The following is a 15,948-nucleotide window of genomic DNA, read 5'->3' as shown; positions in this document are numbered from 1 at the left end:
AGCCCCGCTCCCGAGGGTTCCCGGATGCCGGCTGCGGCGCGACCGCAGTCGGCATCCGGGGTCCCTCTGAGACGGAGGAAGTGCCAGAAGCGCGCGAGGGAAAGCGCGCGAGTATTCGCGCCTCGAGCGATAAGGCGCGCGAATCGAATATCACACGAGCTTATAGTTAGTGCGTCAACATTCACCCAAAGTTATGCTCGAGATCAGCCGGATCGTCTGCGTTTGACGGCCCACTCTCGGCTCTTCGTGCGCCTTCCCCATTGCCGACGGTCCCGCTTCATGACCCGCGACTGCGCATCAAAGGAGAACGAGCACATGGGACACTTCCGCACACACCGCCTCGGCGAACTCACGTGGACTGAGGCGAGAGACGCCGCAGCACAGAACCCCATCGTGCTTCTCCCCTCCGGCGCGATCGAGCAGCACGGTTCGCACCTCCCACTCAACGAGGACGCGATCACCGCCGAGTGGGTGTCTGAGTACATCGCAGCACATCTGGAAACGCCCGTGCTCGTTGCCCCCACCCTGAGCTATGGCCACTCACCGATCTTCGACGGTTTCGCCGGCACGCTGAACCTCTCATTCGAAACCCTGCAGGCCGTGCTATTTGAAGTCATGGACAGCCTGGTCAAGCACGGATTCCGACGCATCGTGATCGTCAACAACAATGGCGGAAACCAGGCTTCGGCCGCGCACGCAGCAGAGCAGCTCCGCGCGAAATACGGGGTGCTCGTCGGCAGCGTGTACCCGTGGGGCATCGGCTACCGCGTCATGCGCGATTTGTACGAGGATCCTGCAACCGCCTATGGGCACGGTTCAGAGCCCGAGCACAGCGCGATGCTCGCCATGTTCCCTGAACTCGTGCAGTCACAGCTCATCACCGACGGCGGACTCGCCCCGTTTGAGGGCTGGACGCCTACGAACTACACGGAGGGCGCAATCCCAGGCACCGTCGAGTCGGGAACGCTGTACTGGGACTTCTCCGATGTCGCGCCCTCCGGAGTCACTGGCAATCCAAGACTCGGCTCAGCCGAACTGGGCGCCGAGTGGATCAAGCGCGTTGCCCACGACGTCTGCCTCGGCTTCGTGGCAGAGTTCGAACGCAACACCGCGAACGCACTGTGGGCGAGGGCGTAGACCATGGCTGAGTCACTGCAAATCAGCGTCGGTCAATTCCCCGCACTCGAGGACAAGGCCGCAAATCTCGCCGCAATCGCAACTCTCGCGGAGCGGGCCGCAGTTGCGGGATCGCGAGTCCTCATCCTCCCCGAGATGGCAATGTACCACCGCGTCAGTGCGCCGATCCGCGAGGGCGTCGCTGCGGCCGAAGAACTCACAGGCCCGTTTACGACCGAGATCCGCCGACTCTCACTGGAGTACGGCCTGTTCATTGCGGCCGGCATGTCAAAGCGACTCCCAGGCGAGGCGAACCCTGATCGCGCCCTCAACATTCTGCTGCTCGTCGACCGCGGGGAGATCGTCGCGGAGTACGAGAAGATCCACCTCTACGACGCATTCTCAGTCCGCGAATCCGACTCGATCACCCCGGGCAACGAACTGCCGCCGGTGCTCGACATCGACGGGATCAAAGTCGGTTTCGCCATTTGCTATGACCTGCGGTTCCCAGAGCTGTTCCGGCTGCTCATCGACCAGGGCGCGGAAGTGTTGGCACTGAGCGCGGCGTGGGCGCGCGGCGTCATGAAAGAAGACCACTGGCTCACACTGCTGCGAGCGCGCGCGATCGAAAACACCGCGTATGTGTTCGCGTCCGATGAGGTGAGCGTGAAGTCGGTAGGCCGCAGCGCGATCTACGACCCGCTCGGTGTGCAACTCGGCGACGCGGGCGAACAAGACCTCGCACTCATCACAGCGACCGTGGATCGCTCACGCCTCGCCGCAGTTCGGACGACTGTGCCGTCACTCGCCAACCGTCGCGTGAGCGTAGCGCCGCGGGTGCAGCCCCTCCCTTCGGGTAGTTAGACGGCAGCCAGGCCCGGCCGGCGGTAACCGCTCCCGGCCGGGTATGGCGAGCCCCAATTTGGCGCAAAGGGCGCGGAAAATCTGCGTTCTGATCGGGTATTTTCCGAAGTATAAGCGCGGCGTTATCTCCCTCTCCCAATTCTTACTTGCAGCCTATGTTGCAACCTCATACATTGGGGATCGAGCGGTACACCCGCTCGCCCAGCACCCTCGAACGGCGGCCGCAAGAGCTCTCAGCGCTGAGACTCCTCGCCACACAGAGATCACCGGCCACGCTTCGGGGTGGGGTTCCACCCAACGAAGGGAATACCCGATGTCATTCACGCGCCCGAACCGACGCAATACCTGGCTTGCTGCACTCTCGCTCGGGGCCGTCGCTGCCCTTGCCCTTACCGGTTGCGGCGGAACAGCTGCTCCCGATTCGAGCGGGGGTGATTCGAGCGCCACTCAAGTCCTCACCTTCGGGCTCTCGGCTGATCCTGCACAGCCCATCACCGGCGCCTCACAGGGCACAGCGGTGAACCAGCTGCTGACCATGGTGCACCGCGGCCTGATGAGCTTCGATGCCGATGGAGCGGCGGTGCCCGCGCTTGCGCAGTCCGTCGACACCCCTGATGACACCACGTTTGTGTTCACACTCCACGACGGTCTTACCTTCAGTGACGACAGTGAACTCACGGCCGACAACGTCAAGAACTCGCTCGACTATTACCGCGATGTCGCGAACGGATCGCAGCTCGCAGCGCCGTTCGCCGATATCGAGTCGATCGAAAGCGATGGTGGATCAACGGTCACCGTCAAGCTGTCGCAACCAAACACCGCATTCCTGCAGTATCTCGCGCTTCCGTTCGCTGCGATCGTGCCGGACGCCTCGCTAAATCCCGACACCGCGAACTGGGTCGGCGCCGGTCCGTGGGAGATGACGAACCTGGATCAGGGCATCGGCCTCACCATGGAGAAGAACGACGGATACTACGATGCCGAAAACATCGCGCTCGATGAAATCGACGTGAAGTTCTACGCAGACGGGGAAGCCCGCACGAACGCGTTGCTCTCTGGCGACGTCGATCTCATCGATTACGTCACCTGGGAGAACTTCGATCGCGTTGCGGATGCGGGCTTCACCGTTGATCAGGTGAACGGCCCGTTCCAATACGTCCAGTTCAATGTTGAGGAGGGGCCCTTCGCTGACCCGAAGGTGCGGCAGGCCGTCGCATACGCGCTCAATCGCGACAACTCAGTGCTGGCAGCATTCCAGAGCAATGGAGAGCCACTCTACGGCGTCTCGATCTCCGAGAAAGACCCCGCGTACGAAAAGAATCTCGCAAACCTTTGGGAGTACGATCCCGAGAAGGCGAAGTCCTTGCTCGCCGAAGCTGGCTACCCCGATGGGTTCCCCGCGACGCTGCTCGCCACCTCGCAGTACACCTTCCTGCAGGACAACGCGCTGTCCGTCCAGGAGGACCTCAAAGCGATCGGCATCGACGTCACGCTCGACGCCCCTGACTGGTCAACGCGAGTTTCCAAGGGCAACGAGGGTGACTACGACATCGCTGTTTCCGGTGACAGCGGCATGGTCACCGATCCGTCCTACCTCATCAACTGGGTCACTGGCGACAACACCTACAACGTCAGCTGGGGCTACAGCAATGACGAGATCGCAGGCCTGATCGGCGACGGTCTGCGCACGACAGATGATGCCGAGAAGCACGAGATCTACCAGAACATCGGAAAGATCTGGGCCGAAGACGTCCCCTTCGCCTCACTCAACACGCGAGCGCAAGCATACGGCTTCTCTGAGGACGTGACGGGCTTCACCAACATTCCCGGCACCGCAACGTTCTACAGCGGCTACATGCTCGCGAACACCTCGATGCAGTAGTCGACCGAGACAGAAAAATCACATCGTGCTTGCATTCATTGCGAAGCGCCTAGCGATGGGCGTGGGACTCGTACTCCTGGTTCTCACGCTCATCTTCTCGGCCCTACATTTCGTGCCGGGGGACCCGGCCGTCCTGCTCCTCAGTGTCGGTGACGGAGGGGCCCCTACGCCAGAGGCAATCGAGAAGGTACGCGAACAGCTCGGGCTGAACCAGCCCCTCTTCGCGCAGTACCTCCACTTTCTCGGCGGCGTCTTTACCGGCGATCTCGGCGACTCGTTCAAGACTTCTCAACCAGTGCTCGAAGCTATCGGCGCACGGCTCCCCCGCACCCTGTTGCTTGTCGGCTTTGCGACACTTCTCTCGGTCGTCTTTGGCGTCGCCCTCGGCGCACTCGCTGGCCGAAAAGGCGGGTGGGTTGATACCTGCGTGACGGCACTCAGTTCCATTGGCGTCGCCCTCCCGGTGTTCGTGTTCGGCGCCGTGCTGATTCTCGTGTTCTCGATCTCCCTGAAGTGGTTCCCTGCCGGCGGGTATGTCGACTTCGCAGAGGATCCCGGCGGGGCGCTCTGGTCGCTCACTCTGCCAGCGATCTCGCTGGCAGTGGGATTCTCGGCACAGATCGCCCGTATGACTCGATCCGCGGTACTCGAGGTGCAGGGCCAGGACTGGGTCCGGACAGCAAAGTCGATCGGGCTGGCACCGCTCACTGTGTTCCGCAAGCATGTGCTGCGGAACTCGCTCACGCCGGTGGTCACGGTGATCGGCATCGGCTTCGGCACGCTGCTGGGATCCACGGTGCTCGTCGAACGAGTATTCAACTATCCGGGCATGTCCAGTCTCCTGGTCGACGGCGTCACCAATCGCGACTACCCAGTCGTCCAGGGCATCGTGATCGTGATCGCCCTCATGTTCATCCTGATCAACATTGTCGTTGACATCATCTACGGCATTCTCGATCCCCGAGTGAGGCGATCATGAAACTCAGTCCCCGCGTGCGTCAGGCGATTACGCCGCTGCGCGCCATCATGGCCATCTACCTGCTCGTCATGCTCATCGTCATGGTGTTCGCCCCGCTGCTGGCACCCTATGATCCGATTGCACAAAACGTTGCCCTGCGCTTGCAGCCCATCTTCTCCGAGGGTCACATTCTCGGCACCGATGAGCTGGGTCGCGACATTCTCTCGCGAATTATGTACGGTGCTCAGATCGAGCTCTTCATCGCGCTGGGGGCAACGCTCCTCGCCACGGCGCTCGGGACGCTACTCGGGCTGCTGGGAGCGTACTTCAGCGGGCTCACCGAGTTCGTCACGATGCGGCTCATTGTCGACGTGGTGCTCGCGTTCCCGCCGATCATCCTCGCGCTGCTCGCGGTCACACTCTACGGGCCTGGATCAATCACCCTGATCATCGCAATCGGAGTGCTCTTTGCCCCGATCTTCGCGAGAATCACCTACGGCCAGGTGCTCTCGGTCAAGCGTGAGGAGTACGTCGACGCCGCCAAGACATTCGGGGCCCCGACGCCGGTGATTCTGTTCAAGACAGTCCTGCCCAACGTCTCGGCACCGATCATTGTGCAGTTCTCGCTCACGATGGCGGCCGCGATTCTCCTCGAATCTGGCCTGAGTTACCTCGGCCTTGGCGTGGTTCCGCCAACGCCGTCATGGGGGTCGATGGTGGCCCAGGGGCAGCGCTACCTCACCACTGACCCACACGCACTGCTGGTGCCCGGCGCATTCGTGGTGATCACCATCCTCGCGTTCGGCATTCTTGGCGACGCGCTCCGTGACCTCCTCGACCCGAAAGCGAAGCAGCGATCATGAGCACACCACTTCTCACTATCGACCAGCTCTCCGTGGAATTCCAGACCCCCGACGGGTGGCGTGCGGTGACGCACAACGTTTCGTTCGAGCTGGAGAAGGGAAAGACGCTCGCGCTCGTTGGCGAGTCCGGATCAGGGAAGTCAGTCACATCGATGTCGATCCTGGATCTCCTGCCCCCGAACACACGTAGAACTGGGACGATCCGATTCGACGGCGTTGACATCACGCAGTTCTCGGATCGGGAGCTCCGCAAGCTACGCGGCTCCCGGATCGCGACGATCTTTCAGGAGCCAATGACGGCGATGAATCCGGTCTACACGATCGGGCAGCAGTTGATTGCAGCGCTGCGAAGCCACCGCGATATTAGCGCCCAGGAAGCGCGCACCCGCGCGATCCAGCTCCTCAGGGACGTGCATATGCCCGATCCCGAGGCTAAAGTCGACGACTACCCGCACCAGCTCTCGGGTGGACAGCGGCAGCGTGCCATGATCGCGATGGCGATCTCGAGTGAGCCTGAGCTGCTCGTGGCAGATGAGCCAACTACAGCGCTCGATGTCACCGTGCAGGCTGAGATCCTCGATCTCATTGCCGAGCTGCAAGAGCGGCTCGGCATGGGGGTGCTGATCATCACGCACGATATGGGTGTGGTGGCCGATGTGGCCGACGATGTCGTGGTGATGAAGGACGGCGCAGTTGTGGAGGCCGCCCCAGCGCGGCAGCTGTTCGAGCAGCCCCGCGAGGAGTACACGCAGAAGCTGCTCGCCGCAGTGCCCCATCTGGGCCAGGCGAAGGATTTTTTGGACTCCTCGAACGCGAAGCTGCGCATCGATGGCGTCACCGCACTCACCGTGCTGCCCGAGGTCGTGCTCTCACTGGATCAGGCCGTCATCAGGTATCCAGGGCGCTGGCGGCGACCGGGGTTTCAGGCCATCAACGGTATTGATCTCAAGGTCGCGAAGGGTGAGATTGTCGGTCTGGTTGGAGAATCCGGATCGGGCAAGTCCACGATCGGGAAGGCCGCAATCGGCCTGATCCCGATCGCGGAGGGCACACTCGAAGTGGAGGGCGAACAGATTGCGACTCGCGGCGGCGCCGCACTCAAACAACTGCGCAAACACGTCACGATGGTGTTCCAGGATCCGGCCTCCTCGCTGAATCCACGGCGCACCATCGGCCAGGCGATCGGTGATCCACTGCAGTGGCAGGGATTGATACGTGACAGCAAGCGGCGTCGCGCGAAGGCGCAGGAGCTGCTCGAGCAGGTCCAGCTCAACCCCGATTGGGTTGACCGATTCCCGCACGAGCTCTCGGGTGGACAGCGGCAGCGGATCGGCATTGCCCGCGCGATCGCGACGAACCCGGTGCTCATGATTGCGGACGAGCCAACTTCTGCTCTGGATGTCTCGGTACAGGCGCAAGTGCTCGATCTGTTCCTCGGGTTGCAGCGCGAGCTGGGGTTCTCCTGCCTGTTCATCAGCCACGATCTCTCCGTCGTAGAGACGCTGTCGAACCGCGTGGTGGTGCTGCGCAACGGCGACGTGGTGGAACACGGGCCAACAGAGCAGGTACTGCATCACCCGCAGGACGAGTACACGCGCAAGCTCATCGCTGCCGCCCCAGTACCCGATCCCGAGGTGCAGCGGGAACGTCGCGAAGTCCGCCTGGCAGCGAAGCGGGTCTGATCATGGAAACGCGCCGCCTCGAAGCCTTCGTCGCTCTCTGCGACGCCGGGAGTTTTCGGCTCGCCGCCGAAGAGCTCTTCATCACGCAGCCAGCGCTCTCCCAACAAATTGCGCGCCTCGAGAAGGATGTCGGGCTGCAGCTCATCGATCGCACAACGCGGCCCATCACCACGACGGAGGCTGGGCGCGAGTTCTACTTCCGGTGCCGCAATGTGCTCGATTCCATGGGCGAGATCTCGCAGCTCCTTGAGGAGGCGCGCGAGGCCCAATTCGGTCGCGTGCGCATCGGAATCGTGCCGGCGATGCTCTTCGCGTCGCCGGCACGGGCCGTGCGCTCCTTCCAAGAGCGGTTCCCTGAGGCAGAGGTGAGTCTGCGAAGCATTGCCACCAGCACACTCATCGAGGAACTCGAGCAGGGCAGCGTCGACGTCGCAGTGCTGCTCACGCGCCCGGATCTGAAAGATCTTTCCTCATCTGAACTCTTCAGCGAGGAGTACATGGTCTGCCTCCCCAGCGGTCACCCACTCGCGGAGGAAGATGAGGTGTGCTTCGCAGATTTGCGCGACGAGCGCCTGATTCAGGGGCCGCGCTCAGCGAACCCGATGGGCTTTGACTCAGTAGTCGCCGCGTGCATGAACGCTGGTTTCTCACCGAACAGCCTGAACGCGTTCGGCTCCTACCTTGACCACGCGGGGCTGGTCTCCGCTGGGATGGGTGTGTCATTCGCGCCAGAGTCGTTTTCCTATCTCCGGCCGAACGGGGTGGTGTATCGCAAGCTCGTGAAGCCCCGAGCGAGCATGACTACGTCGATTTCTTGGTACTCCCGACGCCTCGATTCGGTGGGACGCGCGTTCGTTGAACACTGCATCGCCGAGTGCACGACGGGCGGCTGATCCGGCCGCCGCAGAACCTGCCCCAGGCGCACTTGAGCTCGGCTCCACCAGCCGAGCGGGGCGGAGCCACCCCAAAAACTCCCCAGAAGCACGACTATCCATCCCGAAAGGACTCCCATGAAACTCTCCATCTGTCAGATGGTCTCGACCGAGGACATCGCCGCAAACCTCGCGGAGATCGACCGCTTGGCCCAGGTCGCGTCGACAGAAGACGCTGACCTCGCCGTGTTCCCCGAGTTCGCCATGATCGGGGTGACTGCGCTGACCCCCGAGGTGCTCGCCAAGGCCCAGCCACTCGACGGGTCGTTCGTCTCCGGCCTCGCCGCGACGGCGAAACGCACCGGCGTCACAATCGTCGCCGGCATCCTGGAAGAGATTCCGGGCGAACAGCGTGCGTACAACTCGCTCGTCGTGCTGACCCCAGCCGATGGGCTCGCCGCGGTCTACCGGAAGACCCATCTCTACGACGCGTTCGGGTTCAAGGAGTCCGACAACATCTGCGCTGGGCCGCTCGACGGCCCCGTCACCATCGATGTTGCCGGAGTCAGAGTCGGCATGCTCACCTGCTACGACCTCAGATTCCCAGAGGCGTCACGGCAGCACGCCGATGCCGGTGTCGACGTGCTCGTGTACCCGGCAGCGTGGGTGCCCGGCCCTCGAAAGGAGGACCACTGGCAGACCCTTGCGCGTGCGCGCGCGATAGAGAACACGTTCTACGTCGCGGCGGTTTCGCAGGGGCCAACGCTCGGCACCGGTGGCAGTCTGATCGTCGACCCCATGGGCTTGATCCTCGGCGAAGTGGGCGAACGCAGTGGCGTCGCTACCACCGCAATCAAGCCAGAACGAATCGCTGAGGTGCGCGCAACCAACCCCTCACTCGCGAATCGTCGTTTCACCGTCGCCGCCGCCCCCGGCGTGTGACCGCTTACACCGAAGGAAAGGAACACTCACATGTCCGGAAAACTCAAGCAGGGCGCCTGGCTCTCCGACGCAAGCGTCGCGACCGGCGAGATCGTCGCGAATCTCGGCTACGACTTTGTGGTGCTCGACATTGAGCACGGCGCATTCGATCTCTCGATCCTGGAACGTTTCGTTCCCGTTCTTAAGGGGCTTGGCCTCGAAGTGCTGTCAAAGGTGCTCGTCCCTGAGCGGGGCGCGATCCAACAGGCACTCGACTTCGGGTCCGACGGCGTCATCATTCCCCATATCGAGGGGCTCGAACACGCCAAACGGGTGACCGACTTCGCGAAGTTCCCGCCGCTCGGGTCGCGCAGCCTCGCAGGTGGACGCACGATGAATTACGGCGGTTACGACGACGAGTGGGTGGCCGCGCAGGATCGCGACATCAAGATTTTCCCGATGGTCGAGGATCCGGGAGCGCTGCGTGACATCGAGGCTATCGCTGCGCTCCCCACAGTCGACGGTGTGTTCATCGGGCCCGGGGACCTTTCGCTGATGCGAGGGCGCGGGGTGTACCGCCAGACCGAGGCCGACTTCGATGATTTCCGTAAGGTGATCGCCGCAGTCCGCGCGAACGATAAGCCGTGGGTACTCCCGGCGTGGACCCCGGTCGAGAAGCAGTTTGCTGTCGCAGAAGGGGCAGACTACGTCCTCCTGACGATGCAGCACGCGGCGATCGCTGAGGGGTACGGCAGCGCCCGCACCCTCATGGACGAATTCGTGTCAGAGGCAGCTGCCTAATCAGACCAGGAGTGAGCGGGCCAGGGGATGTATCAACACACTGGCCCGCTCCTCATCGCACAGACAGGAGCACCCCGTGAGCACCCTCGATCGCCATTCCTCTGACCCCGTCGGCTCGCCTGCCGCTGAACTCCGGATCCAGCGGTATTCTCCGGACCATCTCGCGCCACCAGTGGGCGCATACTCTCACCTCGCCACCGTGACCGGGGCCGCGCGGTGGGTGTTCATCTCAGGCCAAGTTGGCGCGAATCCTGCTGGCGATGTTCCAGCTGATGTGGCGGCACAGACTCGGCACACGCTCCGCAACATCGAGGCACTCATTGCCGCAGCTGGCGGTACGCCGCAGTCGATCGTGCGGCTCATGACCTTCCTTGTCGGCCAGGAGAACATGGTCGCGTACGCGGAAGCGCGAAACGAAATTCTCTCGGAGTGGTTCCCCGCTGGCGACCTCCCCGGGCACTCGCTTGCAATCGTCTCAGCGCTCGCGCAACCCCAGCTCCTCGTGGAGATCGAGGGCTGGATCGCACTGCCGCACCCGGCCTAGCCCCGCTCCCGAGGGATCCCGGATGCCGGCTGCGGCGCGACCGCAGTCGGCATCCGGGGTCCCTCTCGGGTGATCGCGCGGGGATGCCGGCTAGGCGGGCTCGGGACGGGCGGCGAGCTCGCACACGCGCCATCGCCTGCTCGAACTCGGCCGCGGCGTACTCTGGCCCGAGCGCGGGGATGACGTTCGCGAGCGTGCGGCTCGTTGAGACCACTTCGAAGTCCATCCCGCACGCCACCGCAAGCACCTGGCGCAGCGGCCCAGTGACGTATTCATCAATGCCCGGCTCGGCTGCGATCCCCCGCGCCGTGACGACCACCGCGCGCTTGCCGCGCAGCGGCTGGTCCGCGGGGTCGGTGAACGCCGTCTCACCGGGAATGTGCACTAGATCCAGCCACGCCTTGAGCGTTGACGGCATGCTGTAGTTGTACATCGGCGCCCCGATCACGACCACGTCGGCCGCCAGCAGCTCCGCGAGCACGCGGTCCTGCAGCTCAGCCTGCGCCGGGTCGAACCCAGTCTCGCCCCGTGCCGCCCGCGGCCGGTGCAGCGCAACCGAGCCGAGGTGCGGGAGCTGATCCGCGTGCAGATCGCGCACCACGATCCGGCGCTCCGGGCCCGCCGTGCGCCAGGTCTCGGCGAACGCGCGGCTCAGTGCGCGCGTCGCTGAGAGCTCACCCGCAGCCGAAGAATCAATGTGTAGCAGTGTTGCCATGGTGTTCCTCCTCACGGTTGCGGCCGGCACGCGGCCAGGATCCGCATCGGATCTCCATTCCCTAGACGAGAATACTCAGCGGGTTCTCGATCCGCTGCGTGAAGGCAGCCAGCCACTCTGCGGCGAGCGCGCCGTCGAGCACGCGGTGATCCGCCGAGAGTGTCACCGTCATCACCGTGCCGACCCCCACCGTGCCATCGGCCTGCACGACCGGTCGCTGCTGCGCGGCCCCGACCGCGAGAATTCCGGACTGGGGCGGGTTCAGGATCGCGGCGAACTCTGAGGTGCCGTACATGCCCAGGTTTGAGACGGAGAACGAGCCACCCTCGAGTTCATGCTGTTTGAGCTTTCCCTCGCGTGCGCGCCCCGCAAGATCCCGGATCGCCGTTCCGAGCTCACCGAGCGACATGCGCTCCACCCCGCGCACCACGGGAGTGAGCAGACCTGCTGGCACCGAGACCGCTACAGCGATGTCCACACCGGTGAACCGGCGCGTGGCCTCCTCGGTCCAGATCGCATTCGCCGCCGGCACGTCGCGGAACGCTCCGGCTACCGCCTTCACGACGAAGTCGTTCACTGAGACACGCACGCCCTCGACGGCATTGATCTGACTGCGCAGCTCAAGCAGCGCGTCCACCCGGCAGTCCGCCACCAGGTAGAAGTGCGGGACTGTGCTCTTGCTCTCGGCCAGCCGTCGTGCGATTGCGCGCCGCATGCCGGTGTGGGGCACGTCGACCCACTCGGCTGACGCGCTCGCACCCGTGGATGCCAGAGGAGCAGCCGCTGGCTGGGGTGGCAGGGAGGGCTGAGCCGGCTGCGGGATCGCAGCTGGGGCTGCGGTGCCCCCGCCGATGCCGTCAAGATCACGCCGCACAATCCTGCCCCCGGGCCGGATCCGCGCACCGACACGAGGTCGATGCCGCGCTCACGCGCGAGCTTGCGCACCAGTGGACTCACAAAGCGGCGCGCGCCCGGTGCCTCGGGCGCGGCCGCCGCCTGCACCGGCACCGGCACCGGCACCGCCGTCGGAACGACCGCTGCCTCCGCCGAGACCGGCTTGTGCGCCTGGTCCGCTCCGGCCTCAGCTGACGGAGCAGTGCCCGCGCCAGCTGCGCCAGCCGCGGCGAGCGCATCAGCCATCGACTCACCGTCAGCGGCAAGCACTGCAATCGGAGCCCCGACCGGGGCCGTGCTCCCCGCCGCGAGCAGGATGCCAGCGAGTGTGCCCGGTTGCTCAGCCTCGAACTCGACAGTTGCTTTCTCTGTCTCGATCTCGACGAGGGCCTGTCCCACTGCGACAGTCTCCCCGACGGCGACCAGCCACCCGGCAATCGCTGCCTCGTCGGAGCCGGTCGCGATCTCGGGCATGCGTACGATCACGGTCATGAGTTTCCTCCCATTGCCGCGCGCACGCGCTCGAGGCCAGCGACGACCTCTTCGGTGCCCGCAATCGCTGCTCGTTCGAGCACCTTCGAGATACTGGGACTCGCTTCGCCCCCGGTCACCCGCTCGATCGGCTGATCCAGCCAGTCGAAAAAACGGCGCTGGATCTCGTCTGCCAGCCATGCGCCATATGAGGATCCTTGGGCTCCCTGTTCTACGATCAGCACAGCGTTGGTTTTCTTGATGCTCTCCTCGATCGTGCCCCAGTCAATGGAGGCGCGATCAAGCCAGCGCAGGTCTACCACCTCGGCGTCGATCCCGGTTTGGGCGACGGCCTCGAGTGCGTGATCCACCATCGAGAGATAGCTCAGCACCGTGACGTCGGATCCCGCCCTCCGGATCGCAGCGCTCCCGGGGGGAATGATGTAGTCGAGGTCCCCGTCGGGCAGGCTGTCTGCCTTGCCGTACAGGTCCATGTGTTCGATGACGAGCACCGGATCTTCGAGCGCGAGCGCCGCGTTGAGCAGTCCAACGTAGTCTGCTGCCGTCGAGGCTGCGACGATGCGCCACCCGGCCTGGGTTGCGAAGACTCCCGCGGGATCCATCAGGTGCTGTGAGCCGTAGCCCGACCCCATGGCCACCTTGGTACGCAGCACCAGCGGCACCGTGTTGTTGTCGCCAAACATGTGGCGTGCCTTGCCAGCCTGGTTGAATACCTGGTCGGCGGCTACCCACATGAAGTCGGGGTACATGAACTCCACGACGGGCCTGATCCGGCCGTCCAGTGCCGCCCCCGTCGCGAAGCCAAAGAAGGCGTTCTCGCTGATCGGCGTACCGATCACGCGCTCCGAGCCAAACTGCTGGGCGAGCCCCTTCGTCGCGCCGTTGGTGCCGCCACCGAGCTTGTGCACGTCTTCTCCGAGCACCACGATGCGGTCGTCAGTTTCCATGCGGCGCGCCATCGTCTGTGCCACGGCCTCCACGAATTTGACGTCGCGCCAGGTGCCGGCGGTGGGATCCGGCTCGACCGCTGTCCATGCTGCGAGCTCGCTCGCGTCGCTGCGGATCCCGGTATCGACCACCGCAGGGTCCGGCCAGAGCGCTGGCTTGATCCGGCGTTTCCCTTCTCGCTCAGGATCATTCTCAATGATCTTCGCGACGGCATCGGCCATGGCCTGTTGTGCCTGTTCGCGCACCGCCTCCGCCTCAGCTGCGGTGAGGTGACCGAGTTCCTGCATCTTGCGGGCCACGAGCGCGATCGGATCGCGCTCTCGCCAGTCCTTCTCCTCCGCTTTGCTGCGGTACCCGAAGGCGCTGCCTGGGAATGGGCCATTCTGGTGGAAGAATCGGTAGACCTCAGCCTCGATGATCGCGGGACCCTGCCCGCTCCGCATCCGCTCCAGCGCTTCCTGGGTCGCGAGGTGCACCGCGAGGGGGTCCATTCCGTCAACGCGCCACGCCGGGATCGAGAAGCCCTGCCCGCGGACCGAGAACCGTGTGTCTGCGCTGGCCTCGCTCGCGTGCGTCGACACGGCATAGAGGTTGTTCTCGATGAAGAACATGACCGGCGTCTGCCACACCGCAGCTAGGTTCATCGATTCGAGCACGGAACCGATCTGGCTCGAGCCATCTCCGAAGTAGTTGATCGATACGTCATCGGTGCCGGCGAAGCGCTGCGCCCAGGCGTTGCCGCCGGCGATCGGGGCCCCACCGCCCACGATCGCGTTCGTGCCGAGCGCGCCAGCCTCGAGCCACTGCAGGTGCATGGAGCCGCCGCGACCGCCTGAGAATCCCGCAGCGAGGCCGAGGATCTCAGAGAGAGTGCGGTCGAGCATGGCCTGCATGTCGGTGTCCACAAGCGCTTGGAGATCCAAGGCACCGCCCGAGACGTGGGTCATTGCCTTGGCAAGGAACTGGTGGTGACCGCGATGCGAACCGTTCACTCCGTCGCTGGAGCGCAGCGTCAGAATGGATCCAACGGCGCCGCCTTCCTGGCCAATGCTCGAGTGGGCTGGACCGTGCACGAGACCAGCACCCGCGAGCTCCAGCACGGCTTCCTCAAAGGCCCTGATCAGCTGCATCTCGCCGAGCATCGTGGCGAGCAGCTGAGGGTCAGCGCTCTTCCAGTCCGCGTCAGTGGTGGTCAGCTCGATCCAGGGCACCCCGGTATCGAGTTTGCGGCGTCTCGGCATGCGTCTCTCCGTCTTTGCATCAGCACTCTGCGTTGTCCCTGCGGCGAGCGTCGCGAATCATCGCGACGTCGAACAGGCATTGGATACATTAGACCACTTCTCCCGAGAGTCACAACCGTGGTTCGACTCGTCAATTCACCCATTTCAGCACCGCTCGCCTCGTGGATAGTCCACAAATATCGAGCTACAGAGTAGAAACCGAACGGAAATCACGCGCCGGGTTTGCGCGCTCCAATTCGTGGGATAGTGTTACACGGCGGCGACGTTTGGATACATTCATGGCATCGCTCGAGATTCTCACGGGGATCTGCGTCACGCGCAGCCCACCAGGCAAGTTCCCGTTTTCGCGCGATCAAGCAAAGGAGCAACGATGAGTGACACCACGCTCGACTTCACGGACAGGGTCGCTGTGATCACCGGGGCAGCGGGAGGTATCGGCGGAGCACTGGCGGATCTGCTGGCGCGCTCCGGGGCGCATCTCGTCCTCGCCGACCTCGATGAAGCAGCTGTACGCGCACGCGCCACGTCTCTCAGCGGGCAGTACCCGGGCCGCGCCATTGGCGTCCAACTGAACGCCGCGGACGCCGCGAGCATTGACGAGCTCATCGAGCTCGCACGCCGCGAATTCGGCCGGATCGACTTCCTCGTCCCCTCAGCCGGCATCTACCCCGAATCACTCGTGGCTGACACTGATGATGAGCTGTGGCGCCGGGTTCAGAGCATCAACCTCGACGGGGTGTTCATGCTCATCAAGCGCGCAATTCCCCTGATGCCAGCGGGATCCGCAATTGTGAACTTGACCTCGGTCGCTGGTCACCGCGGCAGCATGGGACACGCGCACTACGCCGCAAGCAAGGGCGGTCTCATCGCGTTCACTCGCACGCTCGCCCTTGAGCTCGGCCCGCAGGGGATCCGCGTCAACGCGGTCTCGCCCGGCATCATCGACACCGCAATGACCGCGAGCGCGCGCGCCGCGAAGGGCGACGAGTGGATCGCGGCGACGCCGCTACGCCGCGACGGGACCCCCGAAGAGATTTCCGCCACGATCGCGTTCCTCCTGAGCAACGCCGCCAGCTTTGTGCACGGCGAAGTCCTCCACGTGAACGGTGGACTCTTCATGGCGGGCTAGGACTTCCCTCAACAAGTGATAATCAT

Annotated in this window: 14 protein-coding genes and 1 pseudogene; 11 read left to right on the top strand and 4 right to left on the bottom strand. The window is 64.1% G+C overall.

The features are described from left to right. Positions 1–315 precede the first annotated feature (315 nt). The 10 genes from K1X41_RS09630 (at position 316) to K1X41_RS09585 (ending at position 10,503) form a co-directional block, all read left to right on the top strand. Positions 316–1,137, top strand: coding sequence for a creatininase family protein (locus K1X41_RS09630; RefSeq protein WP_133616396.1), 822 nt, complete (start codon positions 316–318; stop codon positions 1,135–1,137). A gap of 3 nt (positions 1,138–1,140) precedes the next feature. Continuing rightward, on the top strand, positions 1,141–1,980 hold the full coding sequence (locus K1X41_RS09625; RefSeq protein WP_220174460.1) for a carbon-nitrogen hydrolase family protein: 840 nt from the start codon (positions 1,141–1,143) through the stop codon (positions 1,978–1,980). Between the two features lie 313 nt (positions 1,981–2,293). Continuing rightward, positions 2,294–3,862 carry an ABC transporter substrate-binding protein gene (locus tag K1X41_RS09620; RefSeq protein ID WP_220174459.1) on the top strand — a complete coding sequence of 523 codons (1,569 nt, stop codon included), beginning with the start codon at positions 2,294–2,296 and terminating at the stop codon, positions 3,860–3,862. A gap of 25 nt (positions 3,863–3,887) precedes the next feature. Next, complete coding sequence (locus K1X41_RS09615; RefSeq protein WP_208107869.1) at positions 3,888–4,841, top strand: ABC transporter permease; 954 nt, start codon at positions 3,888–3,890, stop codon at positions 4,839–4,841. Then, positions 4,838–5,683: an ABC transporter permease gene (locus tag K1X41_RS09610; protein ID WP_133616393.1), complete on the top strand. Its 846-nt coding sequence runs from the start codon at positions 4,838–4,840 to the stop codon at positions 5,681–5,683. The genes K1X41_RS09615 and K1X41_RS09610 overlap by 4 nt, the downstream gene beginning before the upstream one ends. Then, positions 5,680–7,365 (top strand): ABC transporter ATP-binding protein, encoded by a 1,686-nt coding sequence (locus K1X41_RS09605; protein ID WP_220174458.1) that lies wholly within the window; start codon positions 5,680–5,682, stop codon positions 7,363–7,365. Before K1X41_RS09610 ends, K1X41_RS09605 begins: the two co-directional genes overlap by 4 nt. 2 nt (positions 7,366–7,367) lie before the next feature. Further along, a complete protein-coding gene (locus tag K1X41_RS09600) occupies positions 7,368–8,258 on the top strand; it encodes a LysR family transcriptional regulator (protein ID WP_133616391.1) in 891 nt (296 codons plus the stop codon). A gap of 117 nt (positions 8,259–8,375) precedes the next feature. Continuing rightward, entirely contained in the window at positions 8,376–9,179 is an 804-nt protein-coding gene (locus K1X41_RS09595) for a carbon-nitrogen hydrolase family protein (RefSeq protein ID WP_133616390.1), read from the top strand. A 30-nt stretch (positions 9,180–9,209) separates the two neighbouring features. Continuing rightward, the gene (locus K1X41_RS09590; RefSeq protein ID WP_220174457.1) at positions 9,210–9,959 is read left to right on the top strand and encodes an HpcH/HpaI aldolase family protein; all 750 of its coding nucleotides are present in this window, start codon (positions 9,210–9,212) and stop codon (positions 9,957–9,959) included. Between the two features lie 76 nt (positions 9,960–10,035). Next, entirely contained in the window at positions 10,036–10,503 is a 468-nt protein-coding gene (locus K1X41_RS09585; protein ID WP_220174456.1) for a RidA family protein, read from the top strand. 280 nt (positions 10,504–10,783) lie between these two features. Here K1X41_RS09585 and K1X41_RS09580 read toward each other — a convergent pair. The 4 genes and pseudogenes from K1X41_RS09580 to K1X41_RS09570 form a co-directional block, all read right to left on the bottom strand. Beyond that, positions 10,784–11,218, bottom strand: a pseudogene (locus K1X41_RS09580) (FMN-dependent NADH-azoreductase); the annotation flags it as partial. A 61-nt stretch (positions 11,219–11,279) separates the two neighbouring features. Beyond that, the gene (locus K1X41_RS15690) at positions 11,280–11,909 is read right to left on the bottom strand and encodes a 2-oxo acid dehydrogenase subunit E2 (protein WP_258566730.1); all 630 of its coding nucleotides are present in this window, start codon (positions 11,907–11,909) and stop codon (positions 11,280–11,282) included. Then, on the bottom strand, positions 11,792–12,604 hold the full coding sequence (locus K1X41_RS15685; RefSeq protein WP_258566423.1) for a biotin/lipoyl-containing protein: 813 nt from the start codon (positions 12,602–12,604) through the stop codon (positions 11,792–11,794). Before K1X41_RS15685 ends, K1X41_RS15690 begins: the two co-directional genes overlap by 118 nt. Beyond that, positions 12,601–14,793, bottom strand: coding sequence for an alpha-ketoacid dehydrogenase subunit alpha/beta (locus tag K1X41_RS09570; protein ID WP_220174455.1), 2,193 nt, complete (start codon positions 14,791–14,793; stop codon positions 12,601–12,603). The genes K1X41_RS15685 and K1X41_RS09570 overlap by 4 nt, the downstream gene beginning before the upstream one ends. Positions 14,794–15,163: 370 nt before the next feature. Between K1X41_RS09570 and K1X41_RS09565 the strand changes: the two genes are divergently transcribed. Then, entirely contained in the window at positions 15,164–15,922 is a 759-nt protein-coding gene (locus K1X41_RS09565) for an SDR family oxidoreductase (RefSeq protein WP_132205419.1), read from the top strand. Positions 15,923–15,948 lie beyond the last annotated feature (26 nt).

The organism is Leucobacter luti (assembly GCF_019464495.1).
Lineage (GTDB): Bacteria > Actinomycetota > Actinomycetes > Actinomycetales > Microbacteriaceae > Leucobacter > Leucobacter luti_A.
Note: the sequence above shows the minus strand (reverse complement) of the source record. Positions and strands in the feature narration are given on the sequence as shown.

Bases quoted from the DNA above. Each gene is read 5' to 3' on its own strand.
- K1X41_RS09630 (WP_133616396.1), top strand. From the start codon at position 316: ATGGGACACTTCCGCACACACCGCCTCGGCGAACTCACGTGGACTGAG.
- K1X41_RS09605 (WP_220174458.1), top strand. From the start codon at position 5,680: ATGAGCACACCACTTCTCACTATCGACCAGCTCTCCGTGGAATTCCAG.
- K1X41_RS09600 (WP_133616391.1), top strand. From the start codon at position 7,368: ATGGAAACGCGCCGCCTCGAAGCCTTCGTCGCTCTCTGCGACGCCGGG.
- K1X41_RS09590 (WP_220174457.1), top strand. From the start codon at position 9,210: ATGTCCGGAAAACTCAAGCAGGGCGCCTGGCTCTCCGACGCAAGCGTC.
- K1X41_RS15685 (WP_258566423.1), bottom strand. From the start codon at position 12,604: ATGACCGTGATCGTACGCATGCCCGAGATCGCGACCGGCTCCGACGAG.
- K1X41_RS09620 (WP_220174459.1), top strand. From the start codon at position 2,294: ATGTCATTCACGCGCCCGAACCGACGCAATACCTGGCTTGCTGCACTC.
- K1X41_RS09625 (WP_220174460.1), top strand. From the start codon at position 1,141: ATGGCTGAGTCACTGCAAATCAGCGTCGGTCAATTCCCCGCACTCGAG.
- K1X41_RS09595 (WP_133616390.1), top strand. From the start codon at position 8,376: ATGAAACTCTCCATCTGTCAGATGGTCTCGACCGAGGACATCGCCGCA.
- K1X41_RS09570 (WP_220174455.1), bottom strand. From the start codon at position 14,793: ATGCCGAGACGCCGCAAACTCGATACCGGGGTGCCCTGGATCGAGCTG.
- K1X41_RS09610 (WP_133616393.1), top strand. From the start codon at position 4,838: ATGAAACTCAGTCCCCGCGTGCGTCAGGCGATTACGCCGCTGCGCGCC.
- K1X41_RS09565 (WP_132205419.1), top strand. From the start codon at position 15,164: ATGAGTGACACCACGCTCGACTTCACGGACAGGGTCGCTGTGATCACC.